Origin of the sequence: Chryseobacterium caseinilyticum (assembly GCF_014837145.1) — a bacterium.
Lineage (GTDB): Bacteria > Bacteroidota > Bacteroidia > Flavobacteriales > Weeksellaceae > Chryseobacterium > Chryseobacterium caseinilyticum.
In genome coordinates, this window is sequence record NZ_JACYFS010000004.1 from 210,468 (window position 1) to 232,914 (window position 22,447).

A 22,447-nucleotide genomic window follows, 5' to 3' on the forward strand; every position below is an offset into this window, starting at 1 on the left:
GTTTTATTTTTTATTTGTGATAATATCTGTAAAATCCGTGTGCTCCGCCTGTTCTGTGAGTTCTTGTTGTTCCGTCCCGGTACTTTTCTGTTTTTTCGCAGTCGCAAAGTTGGTTTCCATCATACGTCAGGTAGGCGAATAGGCCCAGAAAAAAGCTCCCTAAAAGAAGAATCATAAAATGCTTTTTGATATAATTAATAATGTTTTCCATGATTTATGAACTTTGAGGATATGGTGAATTGGAACTGTTCTTCCATTTAGAAACATTGAAAAGATATCTTCCCCAGTAAATGATACTGAAAATGATGATCATCGTAATTAAAATGATGATAAAATTCCAAAATGAGACCGGGAGCCAGGTTGCTTTTACAGTAACTGAATTATTGATGGGAGTTGTAGATGAATTAACCGCCTCGGCATTAATTAAAGAATCCAGTTTCTGATGGCCGAAAGATTCCCTTGCCAATTTTGCAACAGCCGAAGTGTCTTTCTCTAAAGATTTTCCATCGCTGAAAGTTGTACTGTTTCCTAAAGCTGTTTCGGTAACAGTCACTAATCCCGTATTATCTCTGGATATTTCTACACGGGAATCCGGAGATCTTAAATGATCCAAAGGAGTGATTACGGAACCATCTTTTTCGGCAGAAACAGCAAAATGATATTTCCCGGATGTTACTCCACAAATATTAAAATCCGCAGACTTATTTCCTTCACTCCAGCTTTCTCCGTCTTCATAACCGTGATATTCTTCAATATCTTTTGAAGCATACGTGATCTCATTCGTCTGCTCATTGACAAGACTCAACTGAAAATTTGCCCATGAATTATCTACGTCCGAATGCGACTCAATCTTCAATGGAGCAGACCCGCCCGAAAGTGTAAAACTTTTGGAAATCATTTCCCTGCTTTTCACGTCTTCAAATTTAATAGCTTCCTCAAAAACAATATTATTGGTTCTGGAATATGATACATAGAGCTGCAAAAGACAAATTAGAAGCCCTGTAATACAGAAGACAGTTACCGTTTGTTTAATATCAAAATAATAAGGCTGAACAATCCCTATTCCCGAATAATTGGGCATTTGAGAAATTCCGAAAGATTTTTTAACGGTAAATTTAGAAATATGTTTTCCAAAAAAATAGTGGTTCGTATTTCCAGACTGTTCCTGAGAAATTATTTCGGTTCCGTTGACGTATTCTTTGTATTTTGCCAATTTAAAACTCAGTTTGTCTTCGAAAAAACCGGTTGCAGAATCTATTGAACACGGCGTAGTTTCGTACCAGCGGTAATTTTTTGTATTTAAAACAGCTATTCTGTCATTCTGTTCCTTTTTTACATCTTCAGAATGAACAGACTTCAAAAAAATCCAGTGACCATCACTTTCGCTGAGAAAAGCGTCGTTATTTTTGTAATCTTTGAGGAAATATTCTCTCCAGAAAATATCTGAACCGTATTTTCTGACGATAACTGCGATGACGGTATATTCAACATGTTCGATCACACCTTTCTGACCGACTTCCAAAACAACGTTTTCGGTTGGTTTTTTGACAGCTTTTTGAGATGAATTTCTGTTTACATCAATAAGTTTACTGCAGGACTTACAAATATATTCTGTGATATTGAAGGTAAGCTCTGATTTATTTTCTGTATTACAAGAGGGACAAATGTAATGCATCTTTTTATCTGTAAATCTTGTGTTCCTGTAAAATTTCAGCACCAAAATACCTGATGACGCCGTCAGCAATCTGCTCGACTTTTTCTGTATTGTCCTGTGTATAATTACAAAGAAAAACATCAAAAGTAAGCTGCTTAAATTCCGGCCAGGTATGAATGCAGAGGTGAGACTCTTTCAGACAGACTGCAGAGGTAAAGCTTTGGTTTTCAAAATCATGATTCGTGACACCCACAATTTCCACTTCTTTACTTTCTAAAATATTGGTTATATATTCCAGAAACTGCACACTGTCTAATAACAAATCTTCTAACTCTGTTTCCAAAGTTAGAAGAATGTGTAAACCTTTATTTGATAATGGCTTCAATTAAATAATTTTTGACAAATATATCATTTTTTCGGGAGAAAAACTTCAGCAAGCATACAACGTGCACTTCCTCCTCCATTCACTTCAATGGTATTCAAATCTGAATAGATAATTTCACAATATTTTTCAATATTTGAAACCTGAGTTTCATCTAAAGACCTGTAAGCCGTCTGGCTCATCACCAAAAACTTTTCGCCGTCTTTATTCTGTATCTGAAGCATATTTCCAGCGAACTGCTGCATCTGCGCTTCAGAGATTTCAATGATTTCCTTTCCTGAATTTTTAATGGTTTCAGCTACGTTATTTCTTTCCGCGTCATCATCGATACAGTCGACACAAATTACCACGAACTTATCTGCCACACACATCATCACGTTAGTATGGTAGATCGGAAGTCTCTCCTCTCCCACGGTTTGAAACGAATGGAAAACGACAGGCGTAAAATCATATTTTTCACAGAATTCTCTGAACAGATTTTCATCCAATCTTAAAGAAACCGAACCGTAAGCAATTTTGTTATCATGATCGAAAATCATGCTTCCCGTACCTTCCAGATAGTGACCGTGAATTTCTGATAATGACCAGTCGTCTGTTTCGGTTACTATAAATCCTTCATTTTTGATGCTTTCGATAATGTCTTCACGACGCTCCACTCTTCTGTTGGCAGCAAACATTGGGTACAAAACTACTTTTCCATCTTTATGAAAACTCACCCAGTTGTTGGGAAAAATAGAATCCGGCGTGTGCGGCTCAATGGTGTCTTTGATGGTAATGACATTAATACCTTTACTCTCCAGTTTTCCGACAAAATTTTTAAATTCTGCCAAAGCTTTAGACTGAATATCTGCATCTTTCTGCTCTACCTGAAAGTAGTTGTTCTCTGCCGTTTCTGCGTTGTAGCCGAATGCTACCGGCTCTATCATTAGTACTGTATCTGTTGTCTGCATTGTCATTGGTTTTCTGAGGTTGCAAAAATGTTTAAAATGATTGAAAAATCTTCCAGATTTTCTGTTAATTTTCGGGAGTAGGTTTTCCCATCTTTTGTTTTAAGTTCTATGATGTAATTTTCTCTGCCAATAAAATTTTTCAAATGTTTATCAGAATATTGAGGCAAGTCTGAATTTTCGCTAAAATAATCTTCTTTTTTCATCGCAACATCAGTATTTATTTTATTATAAATTATTTCTAATTCATTTGTTACAGTATCAAAATCCAAATTGTCTGAAATACGCTGGTTGACTCTTTTTGAAAATAAAATTGATGGAGAGTAAATATGATAAACCGGAAAGTAAAAATTTCGCCTTTTTTCAGAGATTGCGCCGCCACACACTCCCATAATCTGTTGTTCAACTCTAAATTTCTTCTTATTTCTAATCAATTTTTGATTTATTAGATCATAATATCTCTTTGAGGGAAATTCACTTTTTATTTTTCCGTTTGTGTAAGTCTTCCTGATTTCCCACAGCACAAAGGCATCATTATCAGCAAAGTAGTAAAAATATTTTTTCTTAATAATATCTTGAGAATTATAAAAATTCTCTTCATACATAGTTCCGCTGTGTTGAACCGTTTTGGTTTCAATCTTTCCGTGTAAATAGGTTTCGGTATAAATAGAATCTTCTTTTTTTATGATAAGATCTTTTTCGTTTTCCCTCGAAAAATAGTACCGAAACTCTTTATTATTTGACCGATACGTGGAATCTATTGTAAAACCATTTTCATGGATGCTTTTACTTGTTTCTGTACTGTTTGAATATTTTCTGACATATCCTTTTTCAAAAGAATCTTCATAAAAACTGAGTAAAGAATCTTTCTGATTAAACACATACCGCTTTTTCTTTTGACTACGATCTCCGGTCTTAGTGTTTGTAAGATAGCTATTATAATTAATGCTTTTCGGATTTTTTACATCAGGGCGAAAATTGGTTATAACAGAAATACCAGGTTCCATCTCATTTATTCGTTCTCTGTCTACAGATTTTATCATTCCATTTTCGAAATAGGAAATTCTGAAACAATCATCTTTGAATCTTACTTTTTTTAATCTGTTTTGTGAATCGTAACTGAAAAAAGAAACGCCGCTCTCATTAGAAACCACAATTTCTTTTTTATCCGCAAAAACTTCAACTCTATTAATGATGTTTCCATCTTTTAATAATAAAGCCGACATAATATTGTGTTGTTTGTAAGCTGACATATCGCCGGAAAAGATTTTTTTCCAATCAATGTTTTGAGCTTGACCATTCATACTCAAATACAGGAATGCAAATATGTAATATAGTTTTGTCAATTTATTCCCGTACCAAAGGCATTGTTGAGCATCTCAACAAACCTCCCATCTTCGAAATTTCTCTGTATGGAATTTCCTCAACAGTTATTCCCCACTCGTTTCTGAGGTGGTCATTCATTCTTGTAAATGCTTTGTCTGAAACCACAACTTCCGGAGAGATTGAAAAAACGTTAGGTACCATTTCAAACATTTCTTCGTCCGTAACATGGAAGCAGTTTTCTTCCCCGAAAATATCGATGATTAAATTGTAATCGCTTTCGTCTACAAAACCGTTTTTGTAAATAATGCATTTGTCTTTGCCAATCGGGTTAAAAGTGCAGTCCAAATGCAGAATTCCCTTGTAAGGCTCTCTGTCGTTTTTCTTCAGTTCAAGATCGATAATTCTCTTCTTTGGAAAGTACTCTTTCAGAATTTCGATAGCGTACTCATTGGTTCGGGCAGTTTTATAGCTTCTATAGTCTTCACTGAAACATGTTCCGATGAAAAGGAAATCGTTCCATACAATCACGTCGCCCCCTTCAATATGAGCAGTTTCCGGAAGGTTGATGATTTTTCTCCAGGCTACTTCTTCAAAAACTGTTTTGTAGGCCTCCTGCTCATCTGCTCTGTCGGCGATGACGTTGGAAATAATCATTTTATCATCAATCACAAAAGCTACATCTCTGGCAAAAACCTGGTTGTAATCGTCAATAATATCGGGACGGAACACCTGCACATCATATTTCTTGAGAACGGCTTCAAAAGCATTCATTTCTTTGATGATGTCTTCCTCAATTGGGTAAATGTTGAGCTCTATCGTGTGGTAAGATTTGGCATCGTAGCTTTCTTCCAAAGTTGGAACTCCGCCCATAGATTTGGGTTGTCCTAAAACCACGGACCTCAGCCTTCCGGTTTCGTTTTTAATATTTAATTCCATAAAAAGTACTTCTGATGTACATGCTTTAAACAAAGCATTTTTCACATAGCGTTTGCCACAAATATAAACAAACGGCTGTGATGTAGAAAGGTTTTTATTTCAGACACTTTACCGACTTTCTCAATAGTTTTGAGTATCTCATATTCTTCAATAAAAACATCTTGAAAATCAATATTTAGCAGATGAAAATTATGAAAAAGAGACCTTCTTTAAAGCACAATATCTCTGTTAAATTTTAAATCAGTTTACTTTTGACTGTTTCTAATGTATTCTGAAGGTGTGCTCCCAGTCTGTTCTTTAAAAATCCTGTTGAATGTAGATTGCTGAGAAAAACCCGCATTGGTGTAGATATGTTCTATGGTAAATTTTTGATGCGTATCATTTTTTAAATCTTCCAGAACCTGCCTGATGCGATATTCATTAACCAATTGATTAAATTTTTTGTCTCCAATCTGGTTGAGCGATCTTGAAACGTAAGTATTGTTGGAATCTACCAAATCTGCCAGTTTTCTGATATTAAATTCTGCATCCTGAAAAGGTTTATCTACTTCAAAGCAATTGATAATTCTGTCATACAGAATCTGATATTTATCTGAAGTAGTTTCATCTGCCTCTTCGGTATTCAATGATTTATCTTCTTCAATAGTATCTTCGATATCCTGGACTAACTCGCCTTTAAGAACAATTCTCAAAAATTCATTCTTATAATACAGTCCAAAAAACGAGAAGTAGATGGCAATAACAAGTGTAAGATATTCCTGGATTTTTAATATGAAGGGATTGTAATCATAGAAATCTTTTTTTAGTGCAAAATTGAAATGTGTAGCTATTTCTGTAATAAAAAACGACAGTACAAGTAGCACAACTGTAAATACAACCGATAGCCGCATTGAGAAAAGAATTTGTGTAATGATGATAATAGGAACGAAGAGGAAAAATATTGCTCTTGAAATATTAGAAAGCAATAAGCACATATATATAATGAATATCGCCAGGGCAAACACAATAATTCTAAAAATAATAAAAAAGTCAAATTTGGTTTTAGAGATTATAAAACCTGTATAGGTAGTTAGAAAAAAAGCAAATAATAAAGCGCCTTTCGCAACAATAACTACATCTGAAGTGAATAGACTTAAAAGTAAATAAAAAGCAAATACAGCCGCGACTGAATAAAAGAAAATTTTGCCGAATTCTTTTTTCTTAGAATCCAGTTCATCATTTGTGTTGAACATTTTTAGTGTGTTTTTTTGAGGGTGCAAAATAAATGATTTCTAGTTAGAAATCAAAAACTTGTGACTAAAAATATTATGATAAGTTCTGTAACAGTTGAAAATATTCAAGCCAAATCAAGTTTTTTCTTAAAATAAAACATTGAGAATAGATGTGTGATAAGTTATTTTAAATAAAAATAAGTTAATTCATAAAACAACAATCTGTAAAACACTGAAAATCAAAGTAAAAAATAATAATACTATGCAATTAACAGATTGACTAACAAGTCTGAAGAATTTTATCCTAAAAAACACAAGATTTGTAACCGAAAACACACAGCATAAATTTAAAAGCAATACTTAAACGAGCTAAGTATTTTGAAAAGATGTAAAATGATGATTACAATACAAAATCCAAAATTATTCGGAATATTATTTCGGGCAATGGGCAGAAAAAAAATCTGTCTGGTATTTTTGTTATGTCATATTTTCTGTATTGCATCCGCAAATTTTCCTGAATCTAAAACGATACCATCTGAGAACGATTCTTTATCTACTTCAATCCGATTTTCAGTAATTGGAGAAATAAAAGTACAGGGAGGTGCCACAATTGTGGGAATTGACAAATCCTCTGCATCAGATTCTCAAAAAAATACTCCAAAAAAGAAATTTGTTTTAAAGGGAAAAATAAAAGCTTTAAAATCTAAAACTCCCGTTAGAATTCAAATTGACATTGCAAAAAGCAGTAAGGTAAAATTAGTTCCTTCTACTACTTCGGGAGTTTCTTTCTCGAACAGCGCACAGAATAACCGCGCAATTGCACAGGTGGACTTTGGTAAATTATTTTTGCTAAAAACAGAAAAAGCCATTAGCAATTCACTTTTCAGTTTAGGAAGAGAATTGGAAACCGGAAGTTTTTCCGATCAAGTAAGACACAGTTCTTTCAGGCTCACTTTCTGTACCCGACCGCCACCTTTTCTATCCAATTCAATTTAAAATTACTTAAAGATAACTGTATTTCTATGATTTAAAAAATCAAGAATTAGATTATCACATTGCTCAAAATTTCAATAAGAATTCACATTATTTTTTTAAAAAAAATTTAATGATGAATTGACGAATACTTTTATATAAACATGATGAAAAAAAACAGCACAGTAAAAAATCTCGCAAAATGGTGCTTCTTTTTAGCTCTTTTTGTATTTGCTCATAACAAAAGTTATGCGCAATGTACAACGCCAGGCGTAAGACCTGATGATAATTTTCAGGTCGAAACCTGGAATCCGACCTGCAACGGTGGTTCAGACGGATACCTTAATATCACTAATATTAAAAGCAGTTCTGCATCGGCTCCCAATGCAAACAGACCGTATTCAATAAGAATTTTAACGGGTGTTGGTGGAGGCATTCATCCCAGTTATCCTACTCCATATCCTATTGGGAACAATACTTCTTTTGTAGTTCCCAATTTATCAGCGGGTACATTTGCAGTAGATATAATTGATGCATGTGGGAACACCAGTGCGGATAAGGCAATTAATATGGGACAGCCAACAAACCCTGAATTTTATATTGATTACACAACGGCCATCAGAAGAACAACCTCTTCCGGTGGAACTTGCGGAGATACATTTGTAATTAAAACTCAATTCTGGAGATTTGAGACAGGGCAAACGCTCAGCGTGACATTTAAAAATAGTGCTAACCAAATTTATACACCAGCCAATAATACGCTCACAATACCGAGAGCCGCAGCAAACCCTATGTACATCGGAAATATTATTTCGGAAGTGCCGGTAGCTTTCTTCTTAGGTGGTTCGATTACGGCTCAGTTAAACAGTAACCAGTGTAACAGACCTGCAAGTACTAAAACGTTAGCACTTCCGCCTAACTTTCAAGTGCCTACTAATAATAATTTTGCAAACGTACAATCTACAGTCAATACCTGTTTGAGTGGCTACAGTTTTATTCGAACATTAAACTATGGTACTGCGCCTATAACGATTACAGCGACCGAAGTGAATAATCCTTCAGCAACGGCTTTAGATATCGATGGAAATCCTTTGACCTTTACCTATCCGCCAAATTATGTTTGGCAGGAATCCATTCAGATTTTCTCCGGAATGAAATATGATGTACAGTATAAAATTACCTATACTGATGCCTGCGGACAGGTAATAACAGAAAATATGATGCACTCTGCACCTGCCAATTCCACTGCAAGTCATACTACCTGTGCCGGACCGACCTCATATTCACCATTTGTAGATGATGCAGGACAGTTAAATGTTTCATTACAGAGTAATCTTGCCAGATCTTTCCCCATAAAATTTACAATTACTGCGGGACCTGCAAGCTGGACGTCTACTTTGGGAGATACTACAGTTACGGCTCCACTTACATACCCTCAGGTTTATACATATAACTCCACGTCCTCTTCAAACATTTTCCAATTGGGAACCAATATTATTGTCGGAAGTCCCGCGAGTGATGATAATGTAACAAGACCAAAACAATTCGCACCGGGAACTTACACGATTAAGTATGAAGACGCCTGCGGAAGAACCAATACTTTTACTGCAACAATTAATTCTACAACATCTTGTATCAGAAACAGTACAACAAGCCACACCATCAGCTATTGTGCTTACACCAACGGAAATGTAGATCTGACTCACAAAATATCTCCTGAGGACAGAGACACAAGGTCATTGTATAGAATAAACGCGAATGGTACAGAAACCTTGGTTCAAACCTTAAATCACTCTGGTTCTATTAAATTTACGAATGTTCCTCCGGGAACATACAAAGTACGTTTTGGAGGCGTGAACGGTGCTAAAGTAAATTATCCGGGTATCGGCGGCATCAATGGAATCCCGAGAATTGCGGGTACAGACTACATTTATGAAGAAACGATTGTCGTAGCACCCTTATCAGCGCTTACTTTTGGAAGTCTGATATCTTGTAATGGAAATATCACTGGAGTTGCCGCAGGTGGTCAGGCACCATACACTTACACTTTATATGATTCATCTTTATCAACAATTGTAAGACCTGCCCAGGCGACTGGTATCTTTAATGGCCTACCCGTGGGAACTACCTACCAGGTACAGGTTACTGATGCATGTGGAAGAACTTTCAACCAATCAATCGTAGTTGTGAATACTTTAGCTACACCTCAAATTGGAACTGTTACACAAGCGAACTGTAGTACATCAAACAGTGTTCAAATCACAAATCTACCAAATGGAAACTGGACTTTGGTCGACAATTTTGACAATTCTGAAACCAATGGTATGACTTCAAATGTTGTCTTAACCAACCTTCCAACAGGAACTCATAGTTTTTTTGTAAAAAATACTGCTGGATGTTCATCTTCATCTTCAACATCTGTAACATTAAATCCACCTACAACAGTCGCAAATTTGGTTATTACCAATCCATCGGCTGTATGTAATCCCGCTACGGTTGATCTCACAGCGTCTACAATTACAGCAGGAAGTGATGCAGGTCTTACGTACACTTACTTCACAGATCCTGCAGCGACAAATTCACTATCCAATCCAAATGCTGTTGCTACCTCCGGAACTTATTATATTAAAGGACAAAGCGGAGCTTGTAGTGCTATAAAACCAGTTGTGGTAACAGTAAACTCTTGTACTCCTCTAATATGTACATCCGAATCTTCAATGCTTAATTCAGCTTCTGTAACTGCAACTGCCAGCTCAGGAACAGGTGCTCAACATGTGATCGATAATGATTTGACAGCTGCAAACTACTGGCAAACGAGTGGTGCTGATAATCACATTACTATTGACTACGGTCAAAATTATGTATTAAACGGATTTACCTACTACCCTACAACGAATGGAAATACAGTTTTAGACTATATTATACAGACAAGTACGGATAATGTAACTTTCACCACTGTTAATTCCGGCGTTTTTCCAAACTATAATACTACAACGCACAGACAGGACAAAGGAACTCCGACAACTGTGAGGTTTACAAATCCTGTAAATGCACGTTATTTCAGAATGATTGTGGCAGGAAACGGAAAAAGAGTTGCAGAGATCACCCCTATTGTTTGTGGCACCACTCCGCTAAATATGACTTGCGCAGACGTTAACAAGGTGAGCAGTGGTACAGATGCAGCTGGTTCTGGAAAAAAGCTGGTAAGAAATCTGGATAATAATTGGACGGTCACGCACTTTGCAGGCGGTACAGGATCACCATCTACAAGTACCTACAACTATAACAGCATCACCAATGCATTATTTTATCCAGCGATTGTTGTTGGTAAAGCAATCAATACACCTCCGTTTGTATGGGCAACAAGTCCTTTCGGGAATTCTGAATGGATTTCGGCTACACAAAACGGCCAAGACATCAACAGTCAGGGGCTAATTACAGGTGCAGACAACACGCTTCCAAATACTTACTTTTTTAAGTACAAATTTAACATCTCCGACCCACTTCTTGCAGCTTCATTAAAGTTAAGACTTGATTATTATGTAGATAACCAGATTGTAAGAGTATATGTGAATGGCGTAAATCAAAACATCAACTCTACAGATGTTCAGGGACATGCTGATGGTCACCAGAAGTCAACCTTACTGGACAGTGATTTCCACGTGGGAACAAATGAACTGATTGTGCAAATCTTCTCAACTCCAGGCTTTGCAGGCTTGCTTGTACAGGGAATTCCTTCATGCTATTGCCTGAAAGACCCAACGACAACTGGTACAGGCACCGATACAAAACATGGAATTACCCTTTTAAAAAGAGCCGGAGCAAACGATACAGACAACTGGCCGATGGTTAGAAAATCTGCTCATACAGTTTTAGAATCGAACACAAAAGGATTTGTGCCAACGAGAATAACGACAGCAAATCTATCCAACATTACAACTCCTGTGGAGGGTATGATGGTTTTTGACACAACGGCAAAATGTCTGAAAATCTATGATGGAACTTCGTGGAAATGCTTTACAACACCTACATGTCCACAATAAAATTTAAAAAACTTGCGGTCACGGAGACCTTTCAGGTTGATAAAGTTTAATTACAATTGAAATTTAAAATGAAAAAAATATTTTTAACAATACTGATGATCTCAGCCTCTGCATTGAGTGCTCAGGTGATTATAGGTGATGCAGTCGGAACGGCACCTGCCAACAAAAAGCAGTCTGTTTTACTGGAATTTGCAAACAGTAATGATAAGGGAATAATTCTGCCTTATGTAAGAAAACTCCCTTTAAATCCTACTCCAGGAACTTTGGTACTGGACAGCACCGTACCCACAGCAGCGAAGGTAAAGTTATATGACGGCAACGATTGGCGTGTGCTCAGCGGAGAAAGTGATATGACTTTATCACTCATTAATCAGCCTTTAACTGCTACTGAAGGAGATGCTAAAGCGATTATAGGAAGCGATACAAGCTCTGCCGACGGGGTTTTAGTTTTAGAATCAGATACCAAGGCAATGATCCTTCCAACCGTAACCGATATCACAAATATTGTAAAACCAAGCCCCGGAATGATGGTTTACGTAAAGGGTTCCAAAAAATATTTGGCCATATTTGATGGTAACAAATGGGCATTTTGGATTCCATAAATAAACTAATGATTTCTTAACACAACCTTCGGCGTATTCGCTTTTCGGCGTGCTACAAAATTCAACGCCGGAGGTTTTTTACAGAATGAAATGTTTTCAAAATATTTAATTTCTAATAATGTTAAGTTATAGTCCAACTTTCGAAATCAGATGCTATCTTATCTTAAGATTATTCAATGATTTTAATTGTGTTTTTAGTAAATTCGACAGAAAAGAACAGCGCTCATACCCATCATAAGACTATAACGAATTATTAATATCTGTCGGATTTTTCATCTTAGGTGTCTTCGGCCGGTACAGCTGGCCGAAGTTTTTTAGAAAATTTTAATCTCAGCATTCAAAAAAATAAGCTCTGACAGCACCAGAATTATCCTTATTATACCAAACACAATTGTAATAATAGCCAATTGGCAAGCTTTAAAATTCCGGTGAATCAGTAATTCAGACTTATATAATAATCTATGAATGTCTGGTTATGGGAGATCTGAAAAGGTCTCCTTTTTTATGTTTAAATTTCAACTGAAAACTATTATTACAATGAAATCTAAGACTGTATTTTTATAGATTAAAGAAAAAAAATCCCAAAGTTTTTGCTTTGGGATTTTAAATTTATATGATAAACCAGTATTATCTGTTTGTAATATCGATATAATCTCTTTTTTGAGCGCCTTGGTAAACCTGTCTTGGTCTTCCGATTGGGTCACCTTTTAATCTCATTTCTTTCCACTGAGCGATCCATCCCGGAAGTCTTCCCAATGCGAACATTACGGTAAACATTTCTGTAGGAACTCCTAATGCTCTGTAGATGATTCCTGAATAGAAATCTACGTTTGGATATAATTTTCTTTCGATGAAATAGTCGTCTTCAAGAGCTACTTTTTCCAGTTGCATTGCAATATCAAGTGCTTTATCTTCAATTCCTAAAGCAGCTAATAAGTCATCTGCAGCTTTTTTGATGATTTTTGCTCTTGGATCGAAGTTTTTGTAAACTCTGTGACCAAAGCCCATCAAACGGAAGCTGTCGTTTTTATCTTTTGCTTTAGCAACCCATTTGTTTACATCACCTCCATCTTTTTCAATCAATTCAAGCATTTCGATAACCGCCTGGTTTGCTCCACCGTGAAGTGGACCCCAAAGAGCAGAAATACCGGCAGAGACTGATGCGAAAAGACCTGTGTGAGCAGAACCTACCATTCTTACAGTAGATGTAGAACAGTTTTGCTCGTGGTCAGCGTGAAGGATTAATAATTTATCTAAAGCCTCAGTTACCACAGGATTGATTTCAAACTCTTCATTTGGTAATCTGAATGCCATTTTGTAGAAGTTTTCTACATAATTTAAGCTATTATCTCCGTGGTTTAATGGTAAACCTAAAGTTTTTCTGTATGTCCACGCACAAAGGTGAGCGAATTTAGCAATAAGAAGTTCTGCAGCCAGATCCATTTCTTCTTTAGACTGTACATTCACCGCTTTAGGGTTAAATGCCGTTAAAGCAGATGTAAGTGTAGACAGAACGCCCATTGGGTGCGCAGAACGAGGGAAAGCATCGATGATCTTTTTCATCTCCTCTGCTACGAAGTTATATTTTTTGATATTACCGTTGAAGGTATTAAACTGCTCTTCAGTCGGTAACTCACCGTGTAACAAAAGGTACATTACTTCTGTAAAGTTTGACTTTTCAGCGATTTGCTCAATAGGATAACCTCTGTAGAACAATTCTCCCTGATCACCGTCAAGATACGTGATGTCGCTAAGGGTAGCACCCGTATTTTTGTATCCTAAATCTAAGGTAATAAGACCTGTCTGGTCTCTTAATTTTGAAATATCTATTCCTCTGTCTCCGATTGTACTATCTACGATAGGATATTCATACGAATTACCGTCGTAATTCAATATAACTTTGTTGTCTGACATTATTATAATATTTTATTTTAAATTTCTTAAAAATACACAAAAAAACAGCAACCAAAAAATAGTATGCTGTTTTTTTTAGATTTTATTATCTGTTAATTTTAAATGCGTCTAATCCAGGGAAATAAGCTGTATCGCCCAAAGCTTCCTCAATTCTTAAAAGCTGGTTGTATTTTGCCATTCTGTCTGATCTTGAAGCAGAACCGGTTTTGATCTGACCACAATTCATAGCAACCGCCAAATCAGCAATTGTAGAATCTTCAGTTTCACCGGATCTGTGAGACATCACTGATGTAAACTTGTTATGCTGAGCCATTTGTACAGCTGCCATCGTTTCAGAAAGAGAACCAATCTGGTTTACTTTTACCAAAATTGAATTTGCAATTCCTTCTTTTACACCTCTTGCCAGTCTTTCAACATTCGTAACGAACAAATCATCACCAACCAACTGTACTCTGTCACCGATTTTATCAGTTAACATTTTCCAGCCTTCCCAGTCATTTTCCTGCATACCGTCTTCGATAGAGATGATTGGATATTTGTTTGCCAGTTCAGCTAAGTAAGAAACCTGCTCGCTGCTTGAGAACTGAGCTGCATCCGGAGTCTGGAATTTTCTGTAATCGTAAACTCCGTCTTTATAAAATTCTGAAGCGGCACAATCCAACGCGATCATTACATCGTCACCAGGCTTGTAACCTGCTTTTTCAATTGCCTGAAGCAAAGTATCCAAAGCATCTTCAGTTCCAGCAAAAGTTGGTGCAAAACCACCTTCGTCACCTACCGCAGTAGAAAGACCTCTTGAATGAAGAATAGCTTTCAGGTTGTGGAAAATTTCAGTTCCTTTTCTCAACGCATGAGAGAATGAATCTGCTTTTACCGGCATTACCATAAATTCCTGGAAAGCAATCGGGGCATCTGAGTGAGAACCACCATTAATTACATTCATCATCGGAACAGGAAGTGTGTTTGCGTTAACACCACCTACGTATTTGTACAACGGCATTTTCAGTTCAGCAGCAGCAGCTTTTGCAGCAGCCAATGAAACACCAAGAATAGCATTTGCTCCTAAGCTTCCTTTATTGCTTGTACCGTCTAATTCAATCATAATCTGATCAATCAAATTCTGATCAAAAACCGGAAGACCCACCAACTCTGGAGAAATCACTTCTCTTACATTTTCTACAGCTTTTGAAACACCTTTCCCCATCCATTCAGAACAGCCGTCACGCAATTCCACTGCTTCATGCTCACCAGTAGATGCTCCGGAAGGAACAGCAGCACGACCCATCGCCCCACTTTCTGTAAATACATCAACTTCAACTGTAGGATTCCCTCTGGAATCTAAAATCTGTCTCGCTTCTATGTAAGAAATGTAACTCATTTTATTTATTTTTTATAGTTTCAGACAAATTTACTCAAATTTTAAATCTTTGAGTTACGGGAGTGTTATTTTATGGAGGTTTTTTGAGTTAAATTTTAGTTAATGTTAAAGATTGGAAATGAAGATTGATAGTTTGCATTCATATATTCTCATAATATATTAACTGCAAGCATCTAAAACCGATTATTTCTCAAAGGTCTTGCAATTCCTTTTGTTGTCTATTCAAAATTTCATTTTGATTTTCCAATATTTCATTTAATTGCTGAATTTGAGAAGGAACTTTTTGAATGTCATATTGCAACTCATCTGATCTCAAGACTTCCGCATTCTTTTTCACAGCTTCCGCATTAGTTTTGATAGCATCAGCAGTTTTACCGAGTGCTTTTGCCTTTTGATTTTTGGCAGCTTGTATTTCTAAATCTACTATTGATTTTACTACAAGTTCAAAGCGAGCGAAGTATTGCTGTCCTTTGCAGTCATTTTCAAAATTAATGCAATGTTCTTCAAGTCTGTATAGTGCATCTCTCAACATATTTACACCAGCCGTTCTCTGTCCTAGTTCCGATAATGCTTCAGTAATTTTTGTTGCATTTTCCACATCTATTTTAGCTCCATTTTGCAAACCTAAACCCAATTTACTAGTTACATCTGTTGTTGTCGCAATGGCTGCATCGGGTTGTACTTCACCGAGCAATTTATTAATTTTCCCATTCGAATCTATACCTAAAATAACTCCACGCCTCATTGCATCGTATGAAAAGTGATAGTTTGCTTGTTGTGGCTTTAATTCTGTAACTATACTTTTATGCGTATTGCAAGATGACAGTGCGATAAAACTACAAAATAGAATAAATACTTTAATCGTATATTTTAAACTACATTTAAAAGAACTTATCATTCTCTTATTACATTTACTGATTTTTTTCATGTTTAAATTTTAATGGTTAATGTTTTTTACGAATAAAAATAACTACGTGACGAAACAGTCTTTTGCTTAGACAGTTTTTCGTGGAATTAATTGAAATTTTCATTGTATCAGTTTTTAAAGTTTCACATACAAGTATTACTAATGTAACCTTTAGAATAGAATCAACAAAAATGGAATCTTAAAGTACTATACTAAAAAACAAATGCGTTCCATTCTCGGTAGTCACTTCGCAATGCCCATTTTGTTCCTGCATCCTGCGTTTCATATTTCGAAGACCATTGCCTTCAGAATTTGTTTCATTCAGTCCGATGCCGTTGTCGGAAATTTTCATCATAAATTCGTTGTTTTTTTGGATAAACGATAATTTTAGTTCATTGGACTGACTGTGCTTGTAAGCATTGTTCAGAGATTCTTTCAGGCAGAGAAATAAATTTCTTCTTTGCTCTGTCGTAATTATAGTTTCAGAAACGATACCTTCAACTTCTATAATGAGTTCGATATTTGTTTTTTTAAGAAAATTAAATGCATACATCTTTGCATAGTCTACAAAACTGCCAAGTGTGTCATTTCCGGAGTTCAGACTCCAAAGCATTTCCCGCATGGAGAGATTCATTTCCTCAGATGTTTTTAAAAGCTCATTGATATCGCTGATTAAATCACCGTCATCTGCTTTTTGTTTCAAAAATTCTGCCTGAAGTTTTAAGGCTGAAATTCCTGCTCCGAGGTCGTCGTGCATATCGTGGGAAATACGTTCACGTTCCCGTTCTATGAGCTTTTGTTTTTCTAATTCTTTTTGGAGAAGCTGGTTTTGGTGTTCGGATTCTTTGAGTTGGTTTTCTTTCAATGATATTAGTTGTTTCCTTTTGTAGTTTACTACAGTAAACAGCACGAATAAAAGTAATAACATTACAAGCATCACAGCTGAAATGTACAAGGTCATTACTGATTTATCGAGATATAGTATTGCAATCATTTCTTTTTGTAGAGAAGTAATAGTTTAAAAAAAATCGCATAAGTCACAATATTAACACTTGCAAAAAAAATTCGGAGACTCTGCATAAAATCTTTATCCTGATACTGAAAGTAAAAGCGTGGTATTGTTCTAAAGAGGTACATCAAACTCCACAGCAACATCCCGACACCGAACCAGAAATAAGGTATATCCCATATTTTCTTTTTAGAGTACGCCGCATTTTGTACTATTAAATAAAAACCAAATAAACAGACTATGATAACATAAAAACAACTGACAATACCACAAAAATCACTATATTGAGACAAACTGTAGTTGTTAAATATTAGAATCAGAACAATGGAAGTTATACCATAAAATAAAAGCAACTTATTTTTCTTGAAGTGAGATTGAAAAAAGTAGTAAATATAAATCACATTAAGCAAATCTAACAAGAAATAAAGACCTGTGAGATTATCTTCATTAATAATATCAGATAAATACACAATGCACTCAATCCCAAAAATAATCACAAAGTTTAAATATAAATAATTGTTTTTTACACCAAGACCTTTTTTAGCCAATGAAATGATGACTAATGAAAACAGAATTGCATAATACAAATGATTCAGTAAATCTAAGGCCATTGTTTTCCACGGTTAAAAGGCTCTATTTTACCTGAGATCACTGCGTGAGTTGCAGTGCTAAGTTTACCATTGGATAATATAAAAAACATCATAATATTATTGGGATTTTTTTTAATTATATTAACTGCATCAGAAATTATATCCTTACTATGCCATGTGGCAGATATTTTTTGATCATTTATAAATTTATGATAATCAGTATGAAATTGAGTAACATTAGATATAAATTGGTCTGCTCCACGATTCTGTAAAATTGAGTTTTCTACCATGTAAAAAATATCGTTAGTGTTTCGATCTAATTCATCCGTTAAATTATCTTGATTAGTAAATCTAAATCCTAAACTTACAGACGTATTATTTAGTAAAAGAAAATAAGTATATACAAACTTTAGATTTGTTGCTTTTTTAAAAGCATCTATAAAACTTTTAACATTTATATCAATTTCACCATCAAGATTTGATCCTCGAAATTTCTTTAAAAATTCTTCCCTACCATCTTCAATTTCTTTTGGAGGTGCAGGTTCAAAGCTTGGATCATAAAGTAGTTCCACGTAATCTTCAAAATCAGTCTTTATCATACTCAATGAAAGATTGTCTCTATTTTGGATATATACTTCTCTCAGCTTTGAAATTTCATCCAGCATTAGATGACTGAACTCCTCTTGTGAGTAAACTTTTTTTCCCATAATCTTAGTTTTTAAAATAGTTAAATTTATTAATTGCCTCCACTTTGTTGTTTACATGGAGTTTTCTGTAAATATTTCCGACGTGCTTTTTCACCGTGTCGATGCTGATGAAAATCTTGTCGGCTATCTCTTTGTATAAAAGGCCAGCTGAAAGCAGTTCGACAATTTCAGTTTCGCGTTTTGTGAGTTCTTCGCAATCGTTTTGATCAGTGTTTTTTCTTTCAAAATGACTCAGGACTTTTCGGGCAATTGAAAAACTCATTGGTGCGCCGCCACTGTAGACATCGCGAATGGAGGAAAGTATTTTATCCATGCTTTCGCCTTTTACGAGATAGCCTGTAGCTCCCGCTTTCAGAGAATTGAAGACTTTATCATCGTCTTCAAAGCTGGTACACATTATGAACTGTGTTTTGGGAAGGTCTTTTTTAATTTTTGAGATGACGTCGATGCCGAGCATGTCCTGAAGCTGAATGTCCATCATCACTACGTCTGGACTGTATGATGAGAGATCATCCAAAGCGTTTTTACCATTGAAAAACTGGGCAACCACTTTCATGTCATCCTGATAATCGATTACCTTCTTCAACGCATTGTTGTAGTTTTTCTCGTCTTCTACTATGGCTATGGAAATACTCATGCTGCTAATATTTAAAGACAAATTTCGACAGAATCCGAAACAGGGGCAATTACACTTTCGGGTAATTTTAAAGTTTTGAGTTTCCGTGGAATGGTTTAGTTTTTGTTTCTTAAATTTAGTTAAAATTTAAACACAAAAAAGAGAATTAACAGAAATTTTTTAATTAAATAATATACTATGAAAAATATAGCTTTCGCAATCATTATTTTCTCAGCATTATTAGGCAGTTGCGGTAAAGAAGGAAATAAAAATGTTTTAAAAACTGACGGCGACGGAACTGTTCTGGCTGATAACGGAAAAGTAGATGAAAATGTTTCATACAATACCGATGTAAACGGTAAAAAGATGATCAGAACCAATTATCTGTATAAAGCAACCGACGGCTCTCAGGTAATAGTTACTTTTGATTATGACCCGGGAACAAGTGATGTGGAAATAAGCAGCAACGGCAAGACTTTCAAACTTGACAAAATACAATCAGACGGAAAGGTTACCACTTATGAAAAGGGCGATATGAAAGCCACTGTAAAAGGAGACAGTCTGATTCTGCATCAGGGAAGCAATGTTATTGAACTTGTGAAAGGTAAAATATAAAGCATAAAAAAACCGCTCAGAAATCTGAACGGTTTTTTTTATATCTGTAAGAATATTATTCTCCAGCTTTCTCTTCAGTAGAATCTGTTGATTCAGCCTTTGGCTCTTCAACTTTTTCTTCTGCTACAGGAGCAGCCTCAACAGCTACCTTTGCAGTAGTAGATCTTCTACTTCTTCTTGTCGTCTTTTTCTCCTCAGCATTAGGATTGTAAAGTTCGTTGAAATCAACAAGCTCGATAAGAGCCATGTCAGCAGCATCACCTTTTCTGAAACCAGTTTTGATGATTCTTGTGTAACCTCCGTTTCTTTCTGCGATTTTAGGAGCTACTGATCTGAAAAGTTCAGTAACAGCCTCTTTACTTTGAAGATATGAAAAAACAATTCTTCTATTGTGTGTAGTATCTTCTTTTGCCTTTGTTAAAAGAGGCTCAACATATACTCTTAAAGCTTTCGCTTTAGCTACAGTAGTGTTGATTCTCTTATGCTCAATTAGAGAACAAGCCATATTAGAAAGTAAAGCGCTTCTGTGTGAAGACGTTCTTCCTAAGTGATTGAATTTTTTACCGTGTCTCATTATTATTTAATTATCAGCGTCTAATTTATATTTTGCAACGTCAAAACCGAAGTTAAGACCTTTTGAATGCACCAATTCTTCTAGTTCTGTCAAAGATTTTTTACCAAAATTTCTGAATTTCATCAAATCAGACTTACTGTAAGAAACCAATTCTCCAAGAGTTTCTACTTCAGCTGCTTTCAGACAGTTTAGGGCTCTTACAGAAAGATCCATATCTGCTAATTTAGACTTAAGTAACTGTCTTGTGTGAAGCGTTTCTTCATCGTATTGGATAGATGCTTTCACAGCTTCAGTCTCCAGAGTGATTCTCTCATCAGAGAACAACATGAAGTGATAAATTAATATCTTAGAAGCTTCAGTTAAAGCATTCTGAGGGCTGATAGAGCCATCAGTTTCTATATCTAATACAAGTTTTTCGTAGTCTGTTTTTTGCTCTACACGGTAATTTTCAATACTATACTGTACTTTCTTGATAGGTGTAAAGATTGAATCAATAGCAATGGTACCGATTGGTGCATTGTTTGATTTGTTTTGCTCTGAAGGAACATAACCTCTACCTTTATCAACATTGATAGTAATTTCGAAAGAAACATCAGAATTAAGGTTACAGATTACCAATTCCGGGTTTAAAACCTCGAAACCAGTCATTGATTTACCTAAATCTCCTGCTGTAATAACCGTTTGCCCCGAAACTTTAGCAACTACCTGCTCATTAGCCTGGTTTTCTGCTGAAGCTTTCAATCTCACCTGTTTAAGGTTAAGAATAATTTCGGTAACATCTTCGATTACTCCCGGAATAGTTGAAAATTCGTGCTCTACACCTTCTATTTTGATAGATGAAATAGCGTATCCTTCCAGAGAAGAAAGCAACACTCTTCTCAAAGCATTACCGATTGTAAGCCCGAAACCTGGTTCTAAAGGACGAAATTCGAATTGACCTTTAAATTCATCAGAGTTAAGTAGGATTACTTTATCGGGTTTTATGAATTGTAAAATTGCCATATTGTTGGGTTGAGCAAAAATTTGATTAAAAAATTATTTAGAGTAAAGTTCGACGATAAGCTGTTCCTTGATGTCTTCCGGAATCTGGATTCTTTCAGGAGCAGTGATGAAGGTACCTTCTTTCTTCTCATCGTTGAATTGTAACCACTCGTAGTTTGATTTAGCTGCCAAAGCGTCAGCTACAACTTCAAGAGATTTAGATTTTTCTCTAATAGCGATTACATCACCAGCTTTCACCAAATAAGATGGAATGTTCAGGATTTCACCATTCACAGTTACGTGTCTGTGTGAAGTCAACTGTCTAGCTCCTGATCTTGTTTTAGCAAAACCTAATCTGTAAACAACGTTATCAAGTCTTGATTCGCAAAGCTGCAACAGAACTTCACCTGTAACACCTTTACTTCTGTGTGCTTTTTCGAAAAGGTTAGCAAACTGTCTTTCTAAAATACCGTAAGTATATTTAGCTTTTTGCTTTTCCATTAACTGAACAGCATATTCAGATTTCTTTGCTCCTCTTCTTTTGTTAGGACCGTGTTGTCCTGGCGGTTGGTTTTTTCTTTTCTCGAAGTTTTTATCATCTCCGTAGATTGCAGCACCAAACTTTCTAGCAATCTTAGTTTTAGGTCCAATATATCTTGCCATAATGGGTAAATTCTAAAAATTAAACTCTTCTTCTTTTTGGTGGTCTGCATCCGTTGTGTGGCATAGGCGTCACATCAACGATTTCGCTTACTTCAATTCCTGAATTGTGAATAGATCTGATAGCAGATTCTCTACCTGCACCAGGACCTTTCACAAACACCTTTACTCTTCTTAAACCAGCTTCGTGAGCTACAGCAGAGCAATTTTCAGCTGCCATTTGAGCAGCAAAAGGAGTATTCTTTTTAGAACCTCTGAAACCCATTTTACCGGCAGAAGCCCAAGAGATCACCTCTCCGTTTTTATTTGTTAAAGAAATGATGATGTTATTGAAAGACGCCTGAATGTGCGCTTCACCAATAGCCTCAACTTTTACTTTTCTTTTTTTAACTACTTTAGTTTGTTTTGCCATAATTCCTAACG

At 35.7% G+C, this 22,447-nt stretch carries 21 protein-coding genes; 4 read left to right on the forward strand and 17 right to left on the reverse strand.

Annotation, left to right across the window (positions count from 1 at the left end):
- Positions 1 to 10: 10 nt before the first annotated feature.
- The 7 genes from IC610_RS13845 to IC610_RS13875 form a co-directional block, all read right to left on the reverse strand.
- The gene (locus IC610_RS13845; protein WP_194698927.1) at positions 11 to 211 is read right to left on the reverse strand and encodes a hypothetical protein; all 201 of its coding nucleotides are present in this window, start codon (positions 209 to 211) and stop codon (positions 11 to 13) included.
- A 3-nt stretch (positions 212 to 214) separates the two neighbouring features.
- On the reverse strand, positions 215 to 1,675 hold the full coding sequence (locus tag IC610_RS13850) for a DUF4178 domain-containing protein (protein ID WP_191737399.1): 1,461 nt from the start codon (positions 1,673 to 1,675) through the stop codon (positions 215 to 217).
- Between the two features lie 4 nt (positions 1,676 to 1,679).
- Entirely contained in the window at positions 1,680 to 2,039 is a 360-nt protein-coding gene (locus IC610_RS13855; protein WP_191737400.1) for an S-adenosylmethionine decarboxylase family protein, read from the reverse strand.
- A 23-nt stretch (positions 2,040 to 2,062) separates the two neighbouring features.
- Complete coding sequence (gene ctlX, locus IC610_RS13860; RefSeq protein ID WP_191737401.1) at positions 2,063 to 2,986, reverse strand: citrulline utilization hydrolase CtlX; 924 nt, start codon at positions 2,984 to 2,986, stop codon at positions 2,063 to 2,065.
- A 2-nt stretch (positions 2,987 to 2,988) separates the two neighbouring features.
- On the reverse strand, positions 2,989 to 4,236 hold the full coding sequence (locus IC610_RS13865) for a hypothetical protein (RefSeq protein WP_191737402.1): 1,248 nt from the start codon (positions 4,234 to 4,236) through the stop codon (positions 2,989 to 2,991).
- A 94-nt stretch (positions 4,237 to 4,330) separates the two neighbouring features.
- Positions 4,331 to 5,245: a dimethylarginine dimethylaminohydrolase family protein gene (locus IC610_RS13870; RefSeq protein ID WP_191737403.1), complete on the reverse strand. Its 915-nt coding sequence runs from the start codon at positions 5,243 to 5,245 to the stop codon at positions 4,331 to 4,333.
- Positions 5,246 to 5,490: 245 nt separating this feature from the next.
- Positions 5,491 to 6,477, reverse strand: coding sequence for a helix-turn-helix domain-containing protein (locus IC610_RS13875; protein ID WP_191737404.1), 987 nt, complete (start codon positions 6,475 to 6,477; stop codon positions 5,491 to 5,493).
- 372 nt (positions 6,478 to 6,849) lie between these two features.
- On the opposite strand from IC610_RS13875, the gene IC610_RS13880 reads away from it, so the two are divergent.
- The 3 genes from IC610_RS13880 to IC610_RS13890 all read left to right on the forward strand — a co-directional run bounded on the left by IC610_RS13880 (position 6,850) and on the right by IC610_RS13890 (position 12,073).
- Complete coding sequence (locus tag IC610_RS13880; protein ID WP_191737405.1) at positions 6,850 to 7,452, forward strand: hypothetical protein; 603 nt, start codon at positions 6,850 to 6,852, stop codon at positions 7,450 to 7,452.
- A gap of 140 nt (positions 7,453 to 7,592) precedes the next feature.
- Complete coding sequence (locus tag IC610_RS13885) at positions 7,593 to 11,471, forward strand: discoidin domain-containing protein (RefSeq protein ID WP_191737406.1); 3,879 nt, start codon at positions 7,593 to 7,595, stop codon at positions 11,469 to 11,471.
- Between the two features lie 68 nt (positions 11,472 to 11,539).
- The gene (locus IC610_RS13890; RefSeq protein WP_191737407.1) at positions 11,540 to 12,073 is read left to right on the forward strand and encodes a hypothetical protein; all 534 of its coding nucleotides are present in this window, start codon (positions 11,540 to 11,542) and stop codon (positions 12,071 to 12,073) included.
- 627 nt (positions 12,074 to 12,700) lie between these two features.
- On the opposite strand, the gene IC610_RS13895 is transcribed toward IC610_RS13890, so the two are convergent.
- The 6 genes from IC610_RS13895 to IC610_RS13920 all read right to left on the reverse strand — a co-directional run bounded on the left by IC610_RS13895 (position 12,701) and on the right by IC610_RS13920 (position 19,215).
- Entirely contained in the window at positions 12,701 to 13,987 is a 1,287-nt protein-coding gene (locus IC610_RS13895; RefSeq protein WP_191737408.1) for a citrate synthase, read from the reverse strand.
- An 85-nt stretch (positions 13,988 to 14,072) separates the two neighbouring features.
- A complete protein-coding gene (eno, locus tag IC610_RS13900; RefSeq protein ID WP_191737409.1) occupies positions 14,073 to 15,365 on the reverse strand; it encodes a phosphopyruvate hydratase in 1,293 nt (430 codons plus the stop codon).
- A gap of 190 nt (positions 15,366 to 15,555) precedes the next feature.
- Positions 15,556 to 16,293 (reverse strand): hypothetical protein, encoded by a 738-nt coding sequence (locus IC610_RS13905; RefSeq protein ID WP_191737410.1) that lies wholly within the window; start codon positions 16,291 to 16,293, stop codon positions 15,556 to 15,558.
- Positions 16,294 to 16,471: 178 nt separating this feature from the next.
- Complete coding sequence (locus IC610_RS13910; RefSeq protein ID WP_228462931.1) at positions 16,472 to 17,266, reverse strand: sensor histidine kinase; 795 nt, start codon at positions 17,264 to 17,266, stop codon at positions 16,472 to 16,474.
- A 616-nt stretch (positions 17,267 to 17,882) separates the two neighbouring features.
- Positions 17,883 to 18,578, reverse strand: coding sequence for a hypothetical protein (locus IC610_RS13915; protein WP_191737411.1), 696 nt, complete (start codon positions 18,576 to 18,578; stop codon positions 17,883 to 17,885).
- A gap of 4 nt (positions 18,579 to 18,582) precedes the next feature.
- Positions 18,583 to 19,215, reverse strand: a complete 633-nt coding sequence (locus IC610_RS13920; RefSeq protein ID WP_191737412.1) for a response regulator — start codon at positions 19,213 to 19,215, stop codon at positions 18,583 to 18,585.
- Positions 19,216 to 19,392: 177 nt separating this feature from the next.
- Here IC610_RS13920 and IC610_RS13925 point away from each other — a divergent pair, with 177 nt between their 5' ends.
- Complete coding sequence (locus tag IC610_RS13925; RefSeq protein WP_191737413.1) at positions 19,393 to 19,809, forward strand: hypothetical protein; 417 nt, start codon at positions 19,393 to 19,395, stop codon at positions 19,807 to 19,809.
- 55 nt (positions 19,810 to 19,864) lie between these two features.
- Here IC610_RS13925 and rplQ read toward each other — a convergent pair whose 3' ends face one another.
- Genes rplQ through rpsK form a run of 4 tightly spaced genes read right to left on the reverse strand, consistent with a single transcriptional unit; the run spans position 19,865 to position 22,436 of the window.
- A complete protein-coding gene (gene rplQ / locus IC610_RS13930; protein WP_056076000.1) occupies positions 19,865 to 20,383 on the reverse strand; it encodes a 50S ribosomal protein L17 in 519 nt (172 codons plus the stop codon).
- Positions 20,384 to 20,389: 6 nt separating this feature from the next.
- Complete coding sequence (locus IC610_RS13935; RefSeq protein ID WP_056075998.1) at positions 20,390 to 21,385, reverse strand: DNA-directed RNA polymerase subunit alpha; 996 nt, start codon at positions 21,383 to 21,385, stop codon at positions 20,390 to 20,392.
- Positions 21,386 to 21,418: 33 nt separating this feature from the next.
- On the reverse strand, positions 21,419 to 22,027 hold the full coding sequence (gene rpsD / locus IC610_RS13940) for a 30S ribosomal protein S4 (RefSeq protein WP_056075995.1): 609 nt from the start codon (positions 22,025 to 22,027) through the stop codon (positions 21,419 to 21,421).
- Between the two features lie 19 nt (positions 22,028 to 22,046).
- Positions 22,047 to 22,436, reverse strand: a complete 390-nt coding sequence (gene rpsK, locus IC610_RS13945; protein ID WP_034694697.1) for a 30S ribosomal protein S11 — start codon at positions 22,434 to 22,436, stop codon at positions 22,047 to 22,049.
- Positions 22,437 to 22,447: the final 11 nt, after the last annotated feature.